Here is a 17,466-nt window from a genome sequence, read left to right as displayed (position 1 = left end):
GCCCTCCACCCCCGGCGTCGTGCGCCCTCCGTGTCGGGTGGTGGGGGGGGGGGCGGGGCCCCCCCCCCCGAGCCCGGCGGTCAAACGGCTCCGTGGAGCACAACCCGCCCCCCAGGACTGAACTTCTCCAGCAACTCCGCAAGCTCCGCCCCCGCCGCCTCAAGCCCGGCCTCAGACCCCATCCCCTCCAACAGGAAGACCCCGTTCACCGTCGCCTCGGTGAGGCGAGTACGCGGCCCCTGCCGCCAGTTCCAACGGCGGCAGGTCACGCCCTCGTCGTCACGCCACACGACCTCACCCGCGTCCGGGTGCTCGACGACCGGCTCACCGCCCGCCATGGTGACGAAGTCCTCGTCACCCGTGGCCCGCACCAGGCGCATACCGCCCTTGATGCGGTCCAGGTCCTCGCCGCCGACGGGGATCAGATGGGCCACGCTGATCGCGTTGTAGACGTCGACCAGGGTGTTGATCCGCGGCAGCCCGCCGTCGGCGAGCGCCCGCTTGGCCAGGGCCTCCGCGGAGTTGCGGGTGCGCGAGGGCTTGGCGCCGAAGGCGGTGTACGCCGCGCGCCAGGCCGCCATGTGCGGGTCCTCGTGCGGGGCGCGGCCGTCGAGGCGCGCGGCGAGGCGGCGCGCGGCGTCGTCGAGCAGGGCCGACGTGCCGTCGGTGCTGGGGCCGTTGACGAGGCCGTACGCCTCGATGGCGACGTGGGTGAAGCCGGGTACGAGCGTGCGCACCTCGTCGGACACGGTGAGGGTGAGCGTCATGGTCTGCCTTGGTTCGCGGAAAACGACGGATGGAAGTACAGCGTATAGCACCACCCAGTGCAGCGCACTGAACTATCCCCACGCCGGACCTACGGCAGCCCCCACGCGGGCTCCGCCCCGTTCCCCGCCACGTCCCTCGGCGTCAGCGACGGCCGCGCGCCCTTCGGCGCCACCACGACGGCCTGCCCCCGCCGCAGCGGCACGCTGATGACGTCGTCCCCCTCGTACGGCAGCGGCCCGCCCCGCTCGTCCCGCACCTCGATCTCCCCGGCGATCCCGTGCCGAAGGCGCAGCGGCTCCCCGGCCTCGCTCCGTACGCGCACCCACTCCGTACGCCCCTTGCGCCGCGAGGCGTCGACGAGGAACGCGCCCTGCGTACGCACCTGCTGCAGACTGGCGTCGCCCCAGGTGTCCGACACGGCGGGGAAGACCTGGACCACTCCCCCGTGGCTCTGCGTCAGCATGTCGAGCAGCGACTGGGCCGCACTGATCGGGCTCTCCAGGGCGAAGTTGGAGCCCTCGCGGTACATGGTGTTGGGGGTGAGCGCGCAGTTGTCCGTGACGTTCCCGTCCAGGTAGAAGCGCAGGTGGCGCAGGGCGCGCTCGGGCTCGTGGAAGAGCGTCTCCATGGAGGCGGCCGCGGCGTGGCTGTAGCCGTGCCAGCGGCTCCGCATGCTCGCCCAGTGGTCGAAGCTGCGCCGGTCGAGCCGCTCCTGGAGCGGATAGAGCCACAGCAGGTGCGAGTAGTGGCGGTGCGAGTCGGCGAGCGGCACGCCCGCGCCGATCATGACGCCGTTCTCGCCCCGGTGGTACGGGACGAGGCGGTCGCGGATGTCGCGCCACTGCTTCTCGTGCGGATCGCGCAGACGCAGCCGCCGCACGGAGTCCAGGAGGGCGGTGACGCCCCAGCGCAGGAGCGACAGGTCGTACGTGCAGTCGGCGGCGTTGGCGTACTCGGGCGAGCGGGTCTCGGGCAGGTGCAGCCTGCCGTCGGAGCCTTCGGTGAGGTGGCGGGCGTAGTACTGCACCGCCTTGGTGAGGACCGGGCGGATGACGTGCCGCAGGGCGTCGTCGTCCATGTGGTGGCGGTGGGTGACCCAGGCGTTGTGCAGGGCCCAGATGAGGTTGCCGGTGTGGTCGTTGGGACTCTCGCCGGGGACGCCCACGTAGCGCGGGCCCGAGCGCAGCTTCCAGTCGCCGGGGTGGCACAGCGCGTAGGTGTCGCCGTCGCGCAGCCGCGGCTGGATGTTGGACTCCAGGTTCTCGTGGTACCGGGCGAACGTCGGGGTGACGGCGTCGAGTTCCCGGTGGTTGGAGCCGTTGGCGAGCGGATACGTCACCTGGACGTTGGTGTTCCACCAGATGCTGGTCCAGTTGTTGCCCGACTCGGGGAACCACGGCCCGAAGACCGGGGTGACCGGGCCGTGGCCGCGGGTCGCGCAGGCGAGCTTGTACAGCTGGATCCAGTAGAAGCGCTGGACCTTCTTGTCGGGCACGGACACGAAGCTGCGCCGGTGGAAGGCGCGCCACCAGCCGCGGTGGCGCGCGACGGCGTCCGCCGGTGAGCCGTCGAGGGCCTCCTCGACCGTCCGTACGGCCGTGTCGCGGCCCGTCGACTCCGGGTGCCCGTACGCGATGGTCGCCGCGAGGAGCCGCTTCGTGCCGGAGCGGACCTCGCGCCAGGCGGTGGTGTAGCCGCCGCCCGCGTGCAGCGGCTGCTCGACGAAGCCGGGGCCCGTGGCCGGGTCGGGGTTGGCCGTGTAGTCGGGCGGGATGCGGGTCGTGCGGGTGGTGCGCGACGGCAGCGCGGTGAAGCCCCAGGCCGCCGACTCCTCGCCGGCGCTCGGCTCCCACGACACCAGGAGCACGTCCGCCTGACTGAGGATCAGGGCCGTGAACGCGACGCTGCCCCGCGCGGTGGTGACCGTGCCGGTCAACTCGGCGTTCTCCAGGTCCAGTTTCCAGTCGACGCCGGTGACGGCCCCGGCGAGGGTGAGCGTGAAGCAGCCCACGCCGAGCCGGGAGTAGCCGATCGCCGCCTCCCACTGGCCGCGCTGGTCCTGTACGTGCGAGTGGTTGACCATGACGCGCAGTACGTTGCCCTCGCCGGGCTTGGCGTACAGGTGCGCGGCGAGGAAGCCGTTGGCCAGGAACGGGCCCTCCTGCCAGCTGCGGGGCAGCCGCTTCCACACCATCGCGGCGTCGCGCAGGAGTCCGCCGTGCGCGTCGTCGTCGCGGCGCGCGGCCGCGGGCCCGCCCCACGCGACGGGCGAACCCGCGGCGACCAGGGCTCCGGACGTGCCTGCGACGAACGCGCGCCGCGAGATCGGGGTCATGGGTGAGCCTTTCCGCTGACGGAGTGGGCCGCGCCGGACGACTGGCAGCATCGGCGGCACGGCCCGTTCGCGTCAAGGAATCGGACAGGAATAGGTCCGATGACTCCTCAAGTCCCCGACCGCATCAGGCCTTTGAGAGCGAACACGCCTTCTCCGTCATCTTGTACGTCCGATGTTTCGTGGCGTGGTCCCGGCCCGGCCGCCGAGCGCGAGCAGCAGGGCGGCGCGCCGTCGCCGTACGGGTCAGAGCACCGCCGGTCAGAGCACCGCCGGGAGGGTCTGCCACAAGTGGGGCCGGTCCCGGGCCGCCCGCAGGGCGCGCAGCGTCGCCGGGTGCGGGGCCGCGTACAGCGTCGGATGGTCGATCTCTCCGGCCGCCGCGTCCACGGGGAACGCCAGGCGCTCGCCGTCGAGGGAGAACCGCGCGTCGACACCCGGCTTGTTGCCGCGCGCGTCCTGCCGGTGCCAGGAGCCATTGAAGCGCACGGCGACCAGTCCGTGCAGGACGAACCCGCTGCCGTCGTCGTGGCGGAGGCGCTGGTAGCACAGGGCCGTGGGGATGTCCTCGGCGCGCAGCAGCGCGGCGAGCGCGTGGGCCTTGGCGTGACAGATGCCGGTGCCCTGCTCAAGGACGTCGGAGGCGCGCCAGGTCACGCGCATGTCCCCGGAGTCCGCGGAGTGCGGGACGGTGTCGCGCACGCACTCGAAGGCGGCCCGGGCGTACGCGTAGGAGTCCGCGCTGTCCCTGGCGAGGCGGGCGGCCGTCTCCCGTACCAGCGGATGCGTGTGGTCGATGGCCTCGTCCGCCGCGAGATAGGCGGAGAGGTCGGGGTTCTCCTGGATCAGCTGCATGGCGCGCGAGCATAGGAAAGCGGCCGATCGCGAGTCAATGACTTTTCGATCGGCCGCATACCTATGCGGATCCAGGGATGCCCGCGGCGCCCAGGGATGGGCGCGGCTAGCGCGCCATCTCCTCCTTCAGCGCCGCCACGAAGGCGTCCACGTCGTCCTCGGTGGTGTCGAAGGAGCACATCCAGCGAACGTCGCCGGCCGCCTCGTTCCAGAAGTAGAAGCGGAACCGCTTCTGGAGGCGCTCGCTGACGTCGTGCGGCAGGCGCGCGAAGACGGCGTTGGCCTGCACCTGGTACAGGATCTCCACGCCGTGCACCGCGCGGACGCCCTCGGCGAGGCGCTGGGCCATCTCGTTGGCGTGCCGGGCGTTACGGAGCCACAGGTCCTTGGCCAGCAGCGCCTCGAACTGCACCGACACGAACCGCATCTTGGAGGCCAGCTGCATGGACAGCTTGCGCAGATGCTTCATGTGGCGCACGGCGTCGTGGTTGAGGACGATGACGAGCTCACCGAACACCGCGCCGTTCTTCGTGCCGCCGAGCGAGAGGATGTCGACGCCGAGCGCGTTGGTGAACGCCCGCATCGGCACGTCGAGGGAGGCCGCCGCGTTCGCGAGGCGCGCGCCGTCCAGGTGCACCAGCATCCCGTGCCCGTGGGCGTGGTCGACTATCGCGCGTATCTCGTCCACCGTGTAGACGGTGCCCAGCTCGGAGTTCTGCGCGAGCGAGACGACCTGCGGCATCGCCCGGTGCTCGTCCTCCCAGCCGAACGCCTGACGGTCAATCAGCTCAGGGGTGAGCTTGCCGTCGGGGGTCGGCACGGTCAGAAGCTTCAGGCCGCCCATCCGCTCCGGGGCGCCGCCCTCGTCGACGTGGATGTGCGCGCTCTCCGCGCAGATCACCGCGCCCCAGCGGTCGGTGACCGCCTGCAGGGCGACGACGTTCGCGCCGGTGCCGTTGAAGACCGGGAAGGCCTCGGCGCTCGCGCCGAAGTGGCCGCGGATCACCCGCTGGAGGTGCTCGGTGTACTCGTCCTCGCCGTAGGCGACCTGGTGGCCGCCGTTGGCGAGGGCGAGCGCGGCGAGGACCTCCGGGTGCGCTCCGGCGTAGTTGTCGCTCGCGAAGCCGCGGACGCCGGGGTCGTGATGCCGCTTGGCGTCGGTCTTCGGAGGGTTCACGGCTTCTCGGTCAGCCACAGGCGCTTTCCGTTCACTTCCGATGCGGGCCGCTCCCACACTCCGGCGATGGCCTCGGCCAGCTCCTTGACGTCGGTGAAGCCCGCGAACTTCGCGCTGGGCCGCTCCGCGCGCATCGCGTCGTGGACCAGCGCCTTCACCACCAGGATCGCAGCCGCCGACTGCGGTCCCGCCTCGCCCCCGGCCTTGCGGAAGGCGTCCCCGAGCGCGAGCGTCCAGGCCTCGGCCGCCGCCTTGGAGGCCGCGTACGCCGCGTTGCCCGCGGTGGGCTTGGCCGCGCCCGCGGCACTGATCAGCAGATAGCGGCCGTTGGCGCTGCGGTTGAGCCCGGCCTCGAAGGCGAGCGAGGTGTGCTGCACGGTGCGGATCAGGAGCTTCTCCAGGAGCTCCCAGTCACCGAGGTCGGTCTCGGCGAAGGACGCGCTGCCGCGCCAGCCGCCGACGAGGTGCACGAGGCCGTCGACGCGGCCGAACTCCTTCTCCGTGCGGTCGGCCCAGGCGCGGGTGGCGTCGAGGTCGAGGAGGTCGACCGTGTCGCCGGTGACGGTGGCGCCGCCGTGGGCGTAGCGCGCCGCGTCCACGGCCTCCGCGAGGCGCGCGGCGTCGGCGTCGGCCGCGACCACCGTCGCGCCGGCCTCCGCGAGCCTGAGCAGCGTGGCGCGCCCAGCGGGGCCCGCGGCCCCTGCGACCGCCACCACGGCTCCGTCGAGTGCGGACATGGTCCTCGCCTCCTTGTTGCTCCCCTTGGTGCCGTCGCTCATGCGGCGGCCTTCGCGACGCCCGAGTCCGCGGTGATCCCCTTCGTGGAGGCGATCACGTGCTTCAGCTTCTTCGAGAGCGCCTCATAGAACATGCTGAGCGGAAATTCGTCCGGAAGCACCTCGTCCACCAGTTTCCGCGGCGGCAGCGACGTGTCGAGGGCGTCCGGGCCCTTGGCCCAGCGCGAGCCGGGGTGCGGGGAGAGGTAGGACGAGACCAGCTCGTACCCGGCGAGCCAGTGCACCAGCTTCGGGCGGTCGATGCCGTCGCGGTACAGCTTCTCGATCTCGGCGCACAGCTGGTTGGTGAGCTGCGGCGCGCGCTGCCAGTCGATCTTCAGTTTGTTGTCGGTCCAGCGGATCACGTCGTGCTTGTGCAGATACGCGAAGAGCAGCTGGCCGCCGAGGCCGTCGTAGTTGCGGACCCGCTCGCCGGTGACCGGGAAGCGGAACATCCGGTCGAAGAGCACCGCGTACTGCACGTCGCGGGCCTGCGGGACGCCGTCGGCCTCCAGCTTCACGGCCTCCTTGAAGGCCGTCAGGTCGCACCGCAGCTCTTCGAGGCCGTACATCCAGAACGGCTGCCGCTGCTTGATCATGAACGGGTCGAACGGCAGGTCGCCGTGGCTGTGGGTGCGGTCGTGGACCATGTCCCACAGCACGAACGCCTCCTGGCAGCGGGCCTGGTCGTCGACGAGCGCGCGGACGTCGGCGGGCAGTTCGATGCCGAGGATGTCGACGGCGGCCTCGGTGACGCGGCGGAAGCGGGCGGCCTCGCGGTCGCAGAAGATGCCGCCCCAGCTGAACCGCTCGGGGGCCTCGCGCACGGCGATGGTCTCGGGGAAGAGGACCGCCGAGTTCGTGTCGTACCCGGCGGTGAAGTCCTCGAAGGTGATGCCGCAGAACAGCGGGTTGTCGTAGCGCGTGCGCTCGAGCTCGGCGAGCCAGTCGGGCCACACCATGCGCAGCACGACCGCTTCGAAGTTGCGGTCCGGGTTGCCGTTCTGCGTGTACATGGGGAAGACGACGAGGTGCTGCAGGCCGTCCTCGCGCCGGGCCGCGGGCTGGAAGGCGAGCAGCGAGTCGAGGAAGTCCGGCACCTGGAAGCCGTCCTCCGCCCAGCGGCGCAGGTCGGCCGCCAGGGCGTCGAGGTACGCGGCGTCGTGCGGGAGCAGCGGGGCGAGGTCCTTGACGGCGTCCATCACGCGGCCCACGGCCTGCGCGGCCGTGGCCCGCGACGGGGCGCCCTCGCGCTCGAAGTCGATCGAGCCGTCCTTGGACTGCCAGGGCCTGATCTCCTCGACGGCACCCTTGAGCACCGGCCAGGCCGGGTGGTCCACCACTCGTCCGTCACGGGCAGCGTCCGAGCTGTCCACCGCCGCGTGCACAAGAATTTCCGTCATAACCCATCCTCCACGGGAGAACCTCGCGTATGGACACCGTATGTGCGCGCGGTTCTCCGGGACAAGAGGGGCCCGGGAAATTATCCTGCCCAGCCCTCGCCAGGCCGCTGTTTTTCCTGTCCCACACCGCCAGGGCGGCCCCTTCTCCCATGGTTTCCCGTGCGGCGCGGGCCTGGGCTCGGGGCGCACGCGGGGGGGGCGCGGGCACCCCCGGCCCGTCGGACCCGGGGTGAGGCGAGAAGAACAGCCACACCCCATGTTCCGAACACGTAAATCCCTTCCGGAAAAAGGGTCTTGACGCGCACCGAATGAAGCCACGAGGAGCTCACGAGGAAATAGGGAGTTCCGTAAACTATCCGGAGGGCTCTCACATCACCCCAGGTCAGAGACCTACCGCTTGCTCCGCAGGCATCGATACGGGCTCCAACATTTCACCGCCACAATTGTTCGGAAGGCCGCGGCTCCCGCCGGTTTCCGCTGGCGCGATTCGCCTTCTCCCACCGGCCCCAAAAGGCGGCTAGCGTGCCACGGCGCGGGGGCAGTCGAGGAGTGAGGAGGGGGTCACGGGCATGTTCTATCCCTTGTTCAAGTGCGTCGTCCTGGTGCCGCTGCTGAGGTGGCTGTTCCGGCCGCGGATCGAGGGGCTCGAGCACGTCCCCGCCCGGGGCGGGGCGATCGTCGCGGGCAACCACCAGTCGTTCTGCGACCAGTTCCTGCTCGGGGTGACCCTGAAGCGGCGCATCCACTTCCTCGCCAAGATCGAGTACTTCCAGGGCAAGGGCCTCAGGGGGCGGCTCGCCGCGGCGTTCTTCCGGGGCATCGAGACGATCCCGGTGGACCGGTCGGGCGGCGGCGCGGGGCAGGCCGCGGTCGACGCGGGCGTGGCCGTCCTCCGCAGGGGCGGGCTGCTCGGCATCTTCCCGGAAGGAACGCGCTCGCACGACGGCCGGCTGTACAAGGGCAGGGTCGGCGTCGCGGCCATGGCGCTGCGCACGGGCGCGCCGGTGGTGCCGTGCGCGATGATCGGCACGTTCGAGGCCCAGCCCGCGGGCCGCCGGGTGCCGAGCATCGTGCCGATCACCCTCCGCTTCGGCGAGCCCCTCGACTTCTCCCGGTACGCGGGCATGGCGGACCGCCGGGCGGCGCTGCGGGCCGTCACCGACGAGATCATGTACGCGATCCTGGACCTCTCGGGCCAGGAGTACGTCGACCGGTACGCGACGGAAGCCAAGGCGGAGGCGCAGGCGGAGGCCCAGGGACAGGCCCGGGCCGGGGCCCGGGAACAGGACCGGACGCACACCCTCGCCGACCGCGCGGCGTAACGCCGGCGGGGGGTCGGGAGCCCGCGGGTCAACCCGCGGGCGACGCGCCCACCCAGGGGTGAGAGCGCTCGCGATCACGCGGGCCGCGGCGGTAGGACGGGCCGGGTCAGCCGTCCCCGCCCGAGGGAGCAGCGAACCGTTGAGCACCCGTGCCGTACTTGTCGCAGCCCTCATCACCGGACTGATCCTGGGCATCGTGGGCACCAGACCGGACGAGTCCACTCCCCCGCGCAGGGACGGTCCCATCGTCGAGGCGGGCGATTAGGCTGCGGCCTGCCGCGTGGTCAGAGCCGCCGAGCCGCGCGGAGCCGAGCCGCCGTCGACGGAAGCGAGTGAACCTTGAACTTCCTCACCATCGGTCATCGCGGTGTCATGGGTGTCGAGCCCGAGAACACCCTGCGTTCGTTCGTCGCTGCCCAGGCCGCGGGCCTGGACATCATCGAACTCGACCTCCATCTCAGCAAGGACGGAGCCCTCGTCGTCATGCACGACTCCGACGTGGGCCGCACCACGGACGGCACCGGCCCCATCGCCGAGCTGACGCTCGCGGAGCTGCGCGGGCTCGACGCGGGCCAGGGCGAGCGCGTCCCGGTCTTCGAAGAGGTCCTGGACGCGGTGCAGGCGCCGCTGCAGGCCGAGATCAAGGACGTGGCGGCCGCGCGGGCGCTCGCCGACGTCATGCACGCCCGCGACCTGGTGGGACGGGTCGAGGTGCTCTCGTTCCACGACGAGGCGATCGCCGAGATCTCCCGGCTCGTCCCGGGCGTGCGCACGGCCCTGGTCGCGAGCCGCTACGGCAAGGACGTCGTGGAGCGCGCCACCGCGGTCGGCGCCACCACGCTCGTACTGAACATCCGCCGCCTGACGCAGGAGATCGTGGAGCACGCGCGCAAGGCCGACCTGAAGGTCATCGGCTGGGTCGTGAACACCCAGGACGACCTGCGGCTGGTGCGCGCGCTCCAGCTGGACGGCGCGACCACGGACTACCCGGACATCAAGCGGACGGGCCGCTTCACCGCCTGAGCCGCCGCGCCGGACCCCGTACCGGCCGCTTCAGCCGATCTCCTTGACCAGGAGCTCGAACGCCAGGTCGTCGCGCTGCGGAATGCCGAAGCGCTCGTCGCCGTACGGGAAGGGGCTCAGCTTTCCCGTACGGCGGTAGCCGCGCCGCTCGTACCAGGCGATGAGCTCCTCGCGTACGGAGATCACGGTCATGTGCATCTCGCGCACGCCCCAGGTCTCGCGGGCCGCCCGCTCCGCCCGCTCCATGATCACCTTGCCGAGGCCCGCGCCCTGGAGCGCCGGGCTGACGGCGAACATCCCGAAGTAGACGTGGTCCCCGCGGTGTTCGAGCTGGCAGCAGGCGACGATCCGGCCGTCGCGCTCCACGGTGAGCAGCTTGCTGTTCGGCGCGTCGATGACCGCCGTGACGCCCTGGGGGTCGGTGCGCTGCCCCTGAAGGATGTCGGCCTCCGTCGTCCACCCGGCGCGGCTGTCGTCCCCGCGGTACGCCGACTCGATGAGGGCGACCAGGGCGTCGACGTCGGCCGCGGTGGCGTCGCGGAAGGTCAGGTCGCCGGTGCTTGACGGGGCGGTCTCCATGGGCGCGTGTCTCCGATCTCCGGTGCTGGCGCGTGTCTGTCGTACTTCCGTGTGCCGGTCGGCACTGCTCGGTGGCGGCACCTGCGAACTCCTGTGCCGCGGCACTCACCGCTGAGCGTAACCCGCCACTAAGGTGCGGCTGCATGGTGCATGTACTCAGCAGCAGGGTCCTGATCCGCCCCACGGACCCGGAGCGTGCCCGCGCGTTCTACGGCGATGACCTGGGTCTCGCCGTGTACCGCGAGTTCGGCACGGGCCCCGAGCGCGGCACGGTGTACTTCCTGGGCGGCGGCTTCCTGGAGGTCTCGGGGCGCGCGGACGCCGCGGCCTCGCCGCCGTCGCCCGCGGTGCAGCTGTGGCTGCAGGTGGCGGACGTGCGGGCCGCGTACGAGGACCTGTCGGCGCGCGGCGTCGAGATCCTGCGGCCGCCGGTCACCGAGCCGTGGGGCCTGGTCGAGATGTGGATCGCCGACCCGGACGGCATCCGGATCGCGGTGGTGGAGGTGCCCGAGGACCATCCGCTGCGCTACCGCCCCTGACCGGGCGCGCGCCTCACCCCCGCGGGACGCCGAGCCGCCCTTCGAGCTGGCCGAGGAGTTCGCCGAGGAGGCCCGCGAGCCGCTCCTGGCCGTCGCCCGCGAGGCCCGACAACACCCCGGTCTCGTACGCCAGTTGGTCCGGCAGGATGCCGTCGACGAGCTCGCGGCCCGCGTCGGTGAGGCCGACGTGGGTGACCCGCCGGTCCCGGGTGTCGGGGCGGCGGTCGATCAGCTCGCGCTCCTGGAGCAGCTTGAGGCGCTTGGTGACCGCCGCGCCGGAGGAGAAGGTCTCGCGGGCCAGTTCGCCGGGCGTCAGCTCGTGGCCGGTGCGGCGCAGGGCGGCGAGCAGGTCGAACTCGGGGCGGGTCAGGCCCGCCCTGCGCAGCGGCGCGTCCTCGGCCTGCTGGAGCAGGGCCGCGCAGCGGTTGATGCGGCCGATGATCTCCATCGGCGCGGTGTCGATGTCAGGGCGCGCCTGCCGCCACTGCCGGACCACCGCGGCCACGGTGTCCTCCGCCGCCGTCCGGCCGTACCCACTGCTCATCCTCGCGCCCCACTCGTCATGCCGCGTCCCTGGCCACCCGGCCCGTCAGGGCCGCGCGGCACCACGTACCGTCGCCGCGAGCGTACGGTGTCCTGCGCGCTCGGTGACGGCCACCCGCTGGGCGGGCAGCTCGCGCTGCCACCACTCGCCCGCCGCGGTGTCGTGGGCGGCGCGCAGGTCGACGAGGCTCGCGGTGAGGCGGCGGCGGGCCCGGGGCAGTTCGGGGGCGGGGCCCGTGAGGGCCTGCTCGGCGTGGGCGCGGGCGCGGTCCGCCGCCGCGATGGCGTGCTCGATGCGGTCGGCGGCGCGCCGGTTGGTGACGGCGACGGCGGCGACCAGGCCGCACAGCGCGCCGACGAGGGTGTCCACGACGCGGTCGGCGATCAGCGCGGCCGGGTCCTGGAAGCGGACGAACTCCGTCACGAGCAGCGCCATCGGCGTCACGCACACGCTGCCGAGCCAGTAGTTGCGGGACATCAGGGCCTCCGCGCCGAAGGCGAGCAGGAGCCCGGCCACGATCAGCGACGCGTGGTTCAGATGGGCCAGGGGCGCGATGGCGGCGAAGGCCACGACGCCGATGACGTTGCCGACCACGCGCTGCACGCCCCGGCTCCAGGTGAGCGTGACGTTGGCCTGGTAGAGCGAGGCGGCCGTGACGAGCGCCCAGTAGGGGCGGCCCACGCCGAGGGCGAGCGAGGCGTATCCGGCGAGCGCGCAACCGACGGCGGTGCGCAGGGCGACGGGCAGCAGCGGGGAACCGGGACCGAGGCGGCGCCACACGGGTACGGCGGACTCGGCCGCTTCCGCGCGCTCGGCAGGGAGCGGGCCGAACGGGGGTACGGCTTCGGGGTGCGGCACGGCGCCGGTGCCGCGCAGCGCGTCGGCCGCTGCGCGCAGGTGCCCGGGGTCGGCTGCGGCCGGGGCGGCGAGGGCCCGCTCGGCGGTCGCGGCGAGGGCGCTCAGGGCCGCGCGGGTCGCGTCGGGGCGGGTGGCGTGCAGGGACTGCCAGGCGGCGTGCACGGCGTCGGCCGCGGCGGCCCGGGCGCGCTCCTGGTGGGGCCCGGCCGCGTGCCCGGCCGTGTTGTGACCGGCCGCGTGGGCGTCGGCGTACGCGGCGGCGGCGCGCAGGGCGCGGGCCGTGGCGCGGCGCTCGGGGCCGTGCGGGCGCAGCGCCGCGGGCGCCATGCCGACGAGCCAGGCGGTGGCCCCCGCGCCGAGCGCCAAGGCGAGGTGGCCGGGGACGCGCTGGACGTCCTGCGGCGCGAACAGGGCCGCCGAGCTGACGAAGGTGAAGATCAGATGCCCGGGCGGGCCGATGCGGGTGGCGTCGCACAGCGCCTTCTGCACGGCGGCGAGCAGCGCGCCGACGGCCACGAGGACCACCGCGGACGGCGCGAGCGCGGCGGCGGTCAGGGCGACGGCCATGCTCGCGGTCATCCCGGCGACGACCCAGGCGAGGGCGCGGGCCCGTGCGGCGTACGGGAGTTGATGGGCGTACAGGGCGCAGAACGAGCCCGCCATCGTGTAGAGGACGAGGTCGAGGCGGTCGAGCGCGAGCAGCGTCAGGTTCGGGACCGCGGTGGCGACGACGACGCTCAGCGCGGGCTTGAACCAGATGTCGGACGGCTTGCCGAGGCGCAGCACGCCGGCCAGCGGGAGCCGGCGGACGTGGGCGCGGAGTGAGGGACGGCGCCGGGGCGGCGTTCTGCGCATACCGATCATACCGAGAAGATTAGCAAGTGTTTTACCTAGAAAATAAATGACCGCGCCCCCCCCTGGCACGCCCCCTGCACGCCCCTCCCGTGCTCCCTCCGTACATCCGTGCGCTCCCGTACGCCGCCCCGGGTGCGGGCATCGAACCGGGGTGGCGTCGGTCGAGGAGGTGCCCGGTGCACGGACCCGGTTCGGCGAGCTGGCTGCTCGTGGCGCTCTGCGCGGCGAGCGGCGCCTACTGCCTGCTGCGGATGCGCAGCCACGTCGAGGAGCAGCGCCGCACGGCGGGCGGCGAGGCGCTGATGGGGTTCGGCATGGCGCTGATGGCCGTCCCCGGCGTCGCGCTCTCGTCGCCGCCCGGTGTCCTGGTCGCGTACGTGGCGGTGTTCGCCGCCGCCGGGCTGCGCGCGGCGTGGGCGGTGCGGCGCCGCCCGCACCACGACCACGCCCACCACCTGGTGGGCGCCGTGGCGATGGTCTACATGTCCGGGGCGATGGCGGTCACCCCCGGCGCCGGTCACGGCGGCGCGGGCGTCCCGGCACTCACCGGCGCCCTGCTCCTCTACTTCACCGCGCACGTCCTCGCGTCGGGCGCGCGACTCGCCCCGGTGGGCGCGGTGGTGGCCCCGGAGACCGGGGTGGTGCACTGGGCGGACCGGCCGGAGCTCGCGCTCGTGTGCCGCCTCGCGATGAGCATGGCGATGATCGCGATGCTCCTGACGCTGTGAGCGCATCACCCCTGACGCCGTGAGCACGTCACTCCTGACCCCGCGAGCACACCCTCAACCGTGGCGTGCGTCACTTCCCGACGGCTGCCCATACCCTCTGGCAGCACGCCCCTCATAGGGTTGACCCATGATGGTCCCCGTCGCGCTGTTGCTACTGGGCGCGCTGACCGCCGTCGCCGCGCCCCGGATGCTCGCGCGGACGGACTGGCCGGAGCGCGAACCGGTGGTCGCGCTGTGGGTGTGGCAGTGCGTCGTGGCCGCGGTCCTGCTGTGCTGCGCACTGTCGATGACGTTCAGCGCGGCGGCCGCCTGGCAGGCCGTGCGGGGGCATCTGTTCGCGCCCGCGCCGCAGGACGTCGTCGAGGCGTACGCGCTCGGGCCGACGCCGTGGGCGACCGTGACCGCGGTGGCACTCGCCTGCGGAGGCGTATGGACCGCCGTGATGCTCACGCGGGAGATCGCGCGGGCGCGGCTCCGGCGCACCCGGCGACGGGCCGAACTCGTCGTGCGGGCCCCGCAGTTGCCCGGCGAGGAGGCCGGCGCCGACCGGCTCGTCATCCTTGAGGGCGAGCGGCCCGACGCCTGGTGGCTGCCGGGCACGGCGCCCCAACTGGTCATCACCACCGCCGCGTTGCGCCGCCTGAAGGGCCGTCAGCTCGATGCGGTGCTCGCCCACGAGCAGGGCCACGCGCAGGCACGGCACGACTGGCTCCTGCACTGCTCGGGCGCGCTCGCCGCCGGGTTCCCGCAGGTGCCGGTGTTCGCCGCGTTCCGCGACGAGATGCACCGGCTCGTGGAGCTGGCCGCCGACGACGTGGCCTCGCGCCGCTTCGGGCGCCTGACCATCGCGCTCGCCCTCGTCGAACTCAACGAGGACCAGGGCGTGTTCGGGCCCTGCCCGACCCAGCATGCGCAGGTCCCGCAGCGCGTGCACCGGCTGCTCGCCGCCCGCCCCCGGCTCACCGCGGGACGCCGCCTCAGGCTCACCGCGGCCGCGGCCCTGGTGCCGGTCGTACCGCTCCTGGTGGCGTTCGTGCCCGCGCTCCGGGCACTCGGTTAGGCGTCCTACGCGCCCATCGGCCAGGATCACCCCATGGACTCCGCGCCGCCCCCAGCGACCTCCCCCACTCCCTCCCGTGCCCCGCGCGGCACCGTTCTGCTCGCCCTGCCGACGCTGCTCCTCCTCGTCCTGGTGTCCGCCGAATGGCAGCCGCTGCTCTCCCTGGACGACGACATCGCCCGGACCACGCACCGCTGGGCGGTGGCGCACCGGGACGTCACCGACACCGCGCGCGTCCTGACGGACTGGGTGTGGGACCCGTGGACCATGCGCGCCCTGTGCACCGTCGTCGTGCTGTGGCTCGCGGCGCAGCGCGCCTGGTGGCTCGCGCTGTGCGTCGCGGCGACCTGTCTGGTGGGCACGCTGGTCCAGCAGGGCCTGAAGGCGGCGGTCGGCCGGGAGCGGCCGGTGTGGCCGGACCCGGTGGACTCGGCGCACTACGCGGCGTTCCCGTCGGGGCACGCCATGACGGCGACGGTGGTGTGCGGGCTGCTGCTGTGGCTGCTGCGGGTGTACGCGGTGGGGGCACTGGTGTGGCGGCTCGGGCTCGCGGTGGCCGTCGTGTCCGTCGTCGGCGTGGGCCTGACCCGGGTGTGGCTCGGCGTGCACTGGTCGTCGGACGTCGTCGGCGGCTGGCTCCTCGGCGCGCTGGTGGTGACGGCGGCGATCGCCGTGTACGAGCGCCGCGGGCCGGACCGGGCCCGGGCCCTCCCCCAGGGCGCCCGGACGGGGGCGGGCGGGCCCGCTTGACCCCTCGTCGGACGGTCCCGGAGGATCACCGGCATGGCGATCAAAGGCGTGTTGTTCGACTTCTCCGGGACGCTGTTCCGCATCGAGTCCACCGCCTCGTGGCTGCGGGCCGCGCTCGTCGCGCGCGGGACGGTGGTGCCGCCGGACGAGGAGGCGCGGCTCGCGGACGCGCTGGAGCGGGCGGGGGCGCTGCCGGGCGGGACGCCGAGCGTGGACGTGCCCGCGCACCTCGTCGAGGTGTGGGGGCAGCGGGACCGCAGTGCCGAGCTGCACCGGGCCGCGTACACGGGTCTGGCCCGGACGGTGCCGCTGCCCGACCCGGGCCTGTACGACGTGCTGTACGAGCGCCATCGGCTGCCGGAGGCCTGGCGTCCCTACGGTGACGCTCTCGACGTCCTGAGCGGGTTGCGGGCGCGCGGGGTGCGGGTCGGTGTGGTGAGCAACATCGGGTGGGATCCGCGGCCCGTCTTCCGGGAGCACGGTCTTGACCCGTTCGTGGACGCGTACGCCCTGTCGTTCGAGCACGGTGTGCAGAAGCCGGACGTGCGGCTCTTCGCGTGTGCGTGTGAGGCGCTTGCCGTTGCGCCGGAGGACGCGGTGATGGTCGGGGACGACCGGGTTGCGGATGGGGGTGCCGCGGCTCTCGGCTGCGCGGTGCACTTCGTGGACCACCTGCCGGTGGAACGGCGCCCCGCCGGGCTCCGCCCGATCCTGAACCTCCTGGACGGCCTCCCCCACCCCCCGGAACCGGCCTGACGCCCTCCCCCTCAAACGCCGGGCAGGCTAGTCCTCCCCCACCCACCCGCCCTCACTCGTATGGGGCTCCGCCCCTTTCCCCCTTCATCGCCGCTCCGCGGCTCGTCCTCAAACGCCGGACGGGCTGAATATCCCCCGCCCACCCGCCCCGGGAGGGGGCAGGTGGGCGGGAGCAAGCGAGCGCACAGCGCGAAGCCGACTCAGCGACGCACGGCGGCCGGATGCGGCGAGGGCTGGGGGCGGGAGCAAGCGCGTGGCGGGGCGGTCGGGTGGTGCGGGGGCCGGGAGGGCGGTACCGGGAGCGAGCGCGCAGCGCGGCGCGGCGGTCTGGTGTGGTGGGGGCCGGGGCGTTAGCTCCGGGGAAGGACGAGCGCGCAGCACAGCGGGTGGCCGGATACGGCGAGGCCCGGAGAAGGGCGGGCGGGTGGGGTTTTCCAGCCCGCCCGGCGTTTGAGGGCGAGGCGCGGAGCGCCGATGAGCGGGGGAAAGGGGCGCAGCCCCAGCCGTACGCGGGGGCCGGGGCCGCGAACACCGGGAAGGGCGGGTGGGTGGGGTTTTCCAGCCCGCCCGGCGTTTGAGGGCGAGGTGCGGAGCGGCGATCAGGGGAGAGGGGCGCAGCCCCAGACGGGTGCGGGGGCTGGGGCCGCGGCTCCAGGGAAGGGCGGGTGGGTGGGGGAGAAGCCCTGGCGGCGAGCCGGGGGGCGCCCCAGGCCCCGTTCCGCCCCCTGAGCGTTCAGGACTCGTAGCTCTCGACCTGCGCAGCCGACCGCACCCGCACACTGTCCGGGTCACCCCCGAACTCCGCCTTGGCCCGCCGCCTGCGCAGCAGGTCCCAGCACTGGTCGAGCTCGCGCTCCAGATCGCCGAGCCGGGCCCGCTCCGTCGCCTCGTCGATCGCCCCTGACGCGAGCGATTCCCGCAGGGTCTTCTCGGCGTCGACCATCTCCGTGATCCGCGCCAGAATCTGCTGTTGGTCCATGTCCAAGCGCCTCCTCGGCCCCTTGGCCCACTCTAAGGAGGGCGCGCCGGATCGGCGAGGAGAACGATGTGGCGGCAGGATCCACGGACCCGTGGGCAGGCAACACTCCCCCGCGGTGTTGCCTGCCCCAGGCCGCACCGGCCCATGTCGGCCAGGGCCGGG

General features: G+C 73.2%; 18 protein-coding genes. 8 read left to right on the top strand and 10 right to left on the bottom strand.

The window, feature by feature from the left end; all coding sequences use genetic code 11:
• Positions 1-80 precede the first annotated feature (80 nt).
• The 6 genes from ACFWZ5_RS20240 to ACFWZ5_RS20215 all read right to left on the bottom strand — a co-directional run bounded on the left by ACFWZ5_RS20240 (position 81) and on the right by ACFWZ5_RS20215 (position 7,311).
• The gene (locus ACFWZ5_RS20240) at positions 81-767 is read right to left on the bottom strand and encodes a B3/4 domain-containing protein (protein WP_384794387.1); all 687 of its coding nucleotides are present in this window, start codon (positions 765-767) and stop codon (positions 81-83) included.
• Positions 768-856: 89 nt separating this feature from the next.
• Positions 857-3,103, bottom strand: a complete 2,247-nt coding sequence (locus tag ACFWZ5_RS20235) for a glycoside hydrolase family 95-like protein (RefSeq protein ID WP_384794384.1) — start codon at positions 3,101-3,103, stop codon at positions 857-859.
• 258 nt (positions 3,104-3,361) lie between these two features.
• Positions 3,362-3,955, bottom strand: coding sequence for a transglutaminase domain-containing protein (locus tag ACFWZ5_RS20230; protein ID WP_384794381.1), 594 nt, complete (start codon positions 3,953-3,955; stop codon positions 3,362-3,364).
• Between the two features lie 106 nt (positions 3,956-4,061).
• Positions 4,062-5,132 (bottom strand): threonine aldolase family protein, encoded by a 1,071-nt coding sequence (locus ACFWZ5_RS20225; protein WP_384794378.1) that lies wholly within the window; start codon positions 5,130-5,132, stop codon positions 4,062-4,064.
• The gene (locus tag ACFWZ5_RS20220; RefSeq protein ID WP_384794375.1) at positions 5,129-5,869 is read right to left on the bottom strand and encodes an SDR family NAD(P)-dependent oxidoreductase; all 741 of its coding nucleotides are present in this window, start codon (positions 5,867-5,869) and stop codon (positions 5,129-5,131) included. The genes ACFWZ5_RS20225 and ACFWZ5_RS20220 overlap by 4 nt, the downstream gene beginning before the upstream one ends.
• Positions 5,870-5,907: 38 nt before the next feature.
• On the bottom strand, positions 5,908-7,311 hold the full coding sequence (locus ACFWZ5_RS20215; protein WP_384794372.1) for a DUF6421 family protein: 1,404 nt from the start codon (positions 7,309-7,311) through the stop codon (positions 5,908-5,910).
• A gap of 569 nt (positions 7,312-7,880) precedes the next feature.
• Between ACFWZ5_RS20215 and ACFWZ5_RS20210 the strand changes: the two genes are divergently transcribed.
• The 3 genes from ACFWZ5_RS20210 to ACFWZ5_RS20200 all read left to right on the top strand — a co-directional run bounded on the left by ACFWZ5_RS20210 (position 7,881) and on the right by ACFWZ5_RS20200 (position 9,656).
• On the top strand, positions 7,881-8,633 hold the full coding sequence (locus ACFWZ5_RS20210; protein ID WP_384794369.1) for a lysophospholipid acyltransferase family protein: 753 nt from the start codon (positions 7,881-7,883) through the stop codon (positions 8,631-8,633).
• 139 nt (positions 8,634-8,772) lie between these two features.
• Complete coding sequence (locus ACFWZ5_RS20205; protein WP_384794365.1) at positions 8,773-8,898, top strand: hypothetical protein; 126 nt, start codon at positions 8,773-8,775, stop codon at positions 8,896-8,898.
• 74 nt (positions 8,899-8,972) lie between these two features.
• Entirely contained in the window at positions 8,973-9,656 is a 684-nt protein-coding gene (locus ACFWZ5_RS20200) for a glycerophosphodiester phosphodiesterase (protein WP_384794362.1), read from the top strand.
• A 30-nt stretch (positions 9,657-9,686) separates the two neighbouring features.
• Here the strand turns inward: ACFWZ5_RS20200 and ACFWZ5_RS20195 are convergent, their stop codons facing one another.
• Positions 9,687-10,235, bottom strand: coding sequence for a GNAT family N-acetyltransferase (locus ACFWZ5_RS20195; protein ID WP_384794359.1), 549 nt, complete (start codon positions 10,233-10,235; stop codon positions 9,687-9,689).
• Between the two features lie 143 nt (positions 10,236-10,378).
• On the opposite strand from ACFWZ5_RS20195, the gene ACFWZ5_RS20190 reads away from it, so the two are divergent.
• Positions 10,379-10,774, top strand: coding sequence for a VOC family protein (locus tag ACFWZ5_RS20190; protein WP_384794356.1), 396 nt, complete (start codon positions 10,379-10,381; stop codon positions 10,772-10,774).
• A 13-nt stretch (positions 10,775-10,787) separates the two neighbouring features.
• Here the strand turns inward: ACFWZ5_RS20190 and ACFWZ5_RS20185 are convergent, their stop codons facing one another.
• Positions 10,788-11,318 carry a MarR family winged helix-turn-helix transcriptional regulator gene (locus ACFWZ5_RS20185; RefSeq protein ID WP_384794353.1) on the bottom strand — a complete coding sequence of 177 codons (531 nt, stop codon included), beginning with the start codon at positions 11,316-11,318 and terminating at the stop codon, positions 10,788-10,790.
• Positions 11,319-11,363: 45 nt separating this feature from the next.
• Positions 11,364-13,031: an FUSC family protein gene (locus tag ACFWZ5_RS20180; RefSeq protein WP_384794438.1), complete on the bottom strand. Its 1,668-nt coding sequence runs from the start codon at positions 13,029-13,031 to the stop codon at positions 11,364-11,366.
• Positions 13,032-13,207: 176 nt separating this feature from the next.
• Here ACFWZ5_RS20180 and ACFWZ5_RS20175 point away from each other — a divergent pair, with 176 nt between their 5' ends.
• The 4 genes from ACFWZ5_RS20175 to ACFWZ5_RS20160 all read left to right on the top strand — a co-directional run bounded on the left by ACFWZ5_RS20175 (position 13,208) and on the right by ACFWZ5_RS20160 (position 16,325).
• Complete coding sequence (locus ACFWZ5_RS20175; protein WP_384794350.1) at positions 13,208-13,759, top strand: DUF5134 domain-containing protein; 552 nt, start codon at positions 13,208-13,210, stop codon at positions 13,757-13,759.
• Positions 13,760-13,886: 127 nt separating this feature from the next.
• A complete protein-coding gene (locus tag ACFWZ5_RS20170) occupies positions 13,887-14,819 on the top strand; it encodes a M56 family metallopeptidase (protein ID WP_384794347.1) in 933 nt (310 codons plus the stop codon).
• A 33-nt stretch (positions 14,820-14,852) separates the two neighbouring features.
• Entirely contained in the window at positions 14,853-15,569 is a 717-nt protein-coding gene (locus tag ACFWZ5_RS20165) for a phosphatase PAP2 family protein (protein WP_384794344.1), read from the top strand.
• A 33-nt stretch (positions 15,570-15,602) separates the two neighbouring features.
• Positions 15,603-16,325: an HAD family hydrolase gene (locus ACFWZ5_RS20160; RefSeq protein WP_384794341.1), complete on the top strand. Its 723-nt coding sequence runs from the start codon at positions 15,603-15,605 to the stop codon at positions 16,323-16,325.
• A 733-nt stretch (positions 16,326-17,058) separates the two neighbouring features.
• Here ACFWZ5_RS20160 and ACFWZ5_RS20155 read toward each other — a convergent pair.
• A complete protein-coding gene (locus ACFWZ5_RS20155) occupies positions 17,059-17,304 on the bottom strand; it encodes a DUF2630 family protein (RefSeq protein ID WP_384802007.1) in 246 nt (81 codons plus the stop codon).
• Positions 17,305-17,466 lie beyond the last annotated feature (162 nt).

This window comes from Streptomyces sp. NPDC059003 (assembly GCF_042740445.1).
Taxonomy (GTDB): Bacteria; Actinomycetota; Actinomycetes; order Streptomycetales; family Streptomycetaceae; genus Streptomyces.
This window is presented reverse-complemented; position numbering and strand designations above follow the sequence as displayed.

Excerpts from the sequence above, each read along its gene's own strand:
- ACFWZ5_RS20240 (WP_384794387.1), bottom strand. The coding sequence starts at position 767 with ATGACGCTCACCCTCACCGTGTCCGACGAGGTGCGCACGCTCGTACCC.
- ACFWZ5_RS20235 (WP_384794384.1), bottom strand. The coding sequence starts at position 3,103 with ATGACCCCGATCTCGCGGCGCGCGTTCGTCGCAGGCACGTCCGGAGCC.
- ACFWZ5_RS20230 (WP_384794381.1), bottom strand. The coding sequence starts at position 3,955 with ATGCAGCTGATCCAGGAGAACCCCGACCTCTCCGCCTATCTCGCGGCG.
- ACFWZ5_RS20220 (WP_384794375.1), bottom strand. The coding sequence starts at position 5,869 with ATGTCCGCACTCGACGGAGCCGTGGTGGCGGTCGCAGGGGCCGCGGGC.
- ACFWZ5_RS20215 (WP_384794372.1), bottom strand. The coding sequence starts at position 7,311 with ATGACGGAAATTCTTGTGCACGCGGCGGTGGACAGCTCGGACGCTGCC.
- ACFWZ5_RS20210 (WP_384794369.1), top strand. The coding sequence starts at position 7,881 with ATGTTCTATCCCTTGTTCAAGTGCGTCGTCCTGGTGCCGCTGCTGAGG.
- ACFWZ5_RS20195 (WP_384794359.1), bottom strand. The coding sequence starts at position 10,235 with ATGGAGACCGCCCCGTCAAGCACCGGCGACCTGACCTTCCGCGACGCC.
- ACFWZ5_RS20190 (WP_384794356.1), top strand. The coding sequence starts at position 10,379 with ATGGTGCATGTACTCAGCAGCAGGGTCCTGATCCGCCCCACGGACCCG.
- ACFWZ5_RS20185 (WP_384794353.1), bottom strand. The coding sequence starts at position 11,318 with ATGAGCAGTGGGTACGGCCGGACGGCGGCGGAGGACACCGTGGCCGCG.
- ACFWZ5_RS20180 (WP_384794438.1), bottom strand. The coding sequence starts at position 13,031 with ATGCGCAGAACGCCGCCCCGGCGCCGTCCCTCACTCCGCGCCCACGTC.
- ACFWZ5_RS20170 (WP_384794347.1), top strand. The coding sequence starts at position 13,887 with ATGATGGTCCCCGTCGCGCTGTTGCTACTGGGCGCGCTGACCGCCGTC.
- ACFWZ5_RS20165 (WP_384794344.1), top strand. The coding sequence starts at position 14,853 with ATGGACTCCGCGCCGCCCCCAGCGACCTCCCCCACTCCCTCCCGTGCC.
- ACFWZ5_RS20160 (WP_384794341.1), top strand. The coding sequence starts at position 15,603 with ATGGCGATCAAAGGCGTGTTGTTCGACTTCTCCGGGACGCTGTTCCGC.
- ACFWZ5_RS20155 (WP_384802007.1), bottom strand. The coding sequence starts at position 17,304 with ATGGACCAACAGCAGATTCTGGCGCGGATCACGGAGATGGTCGACGCC.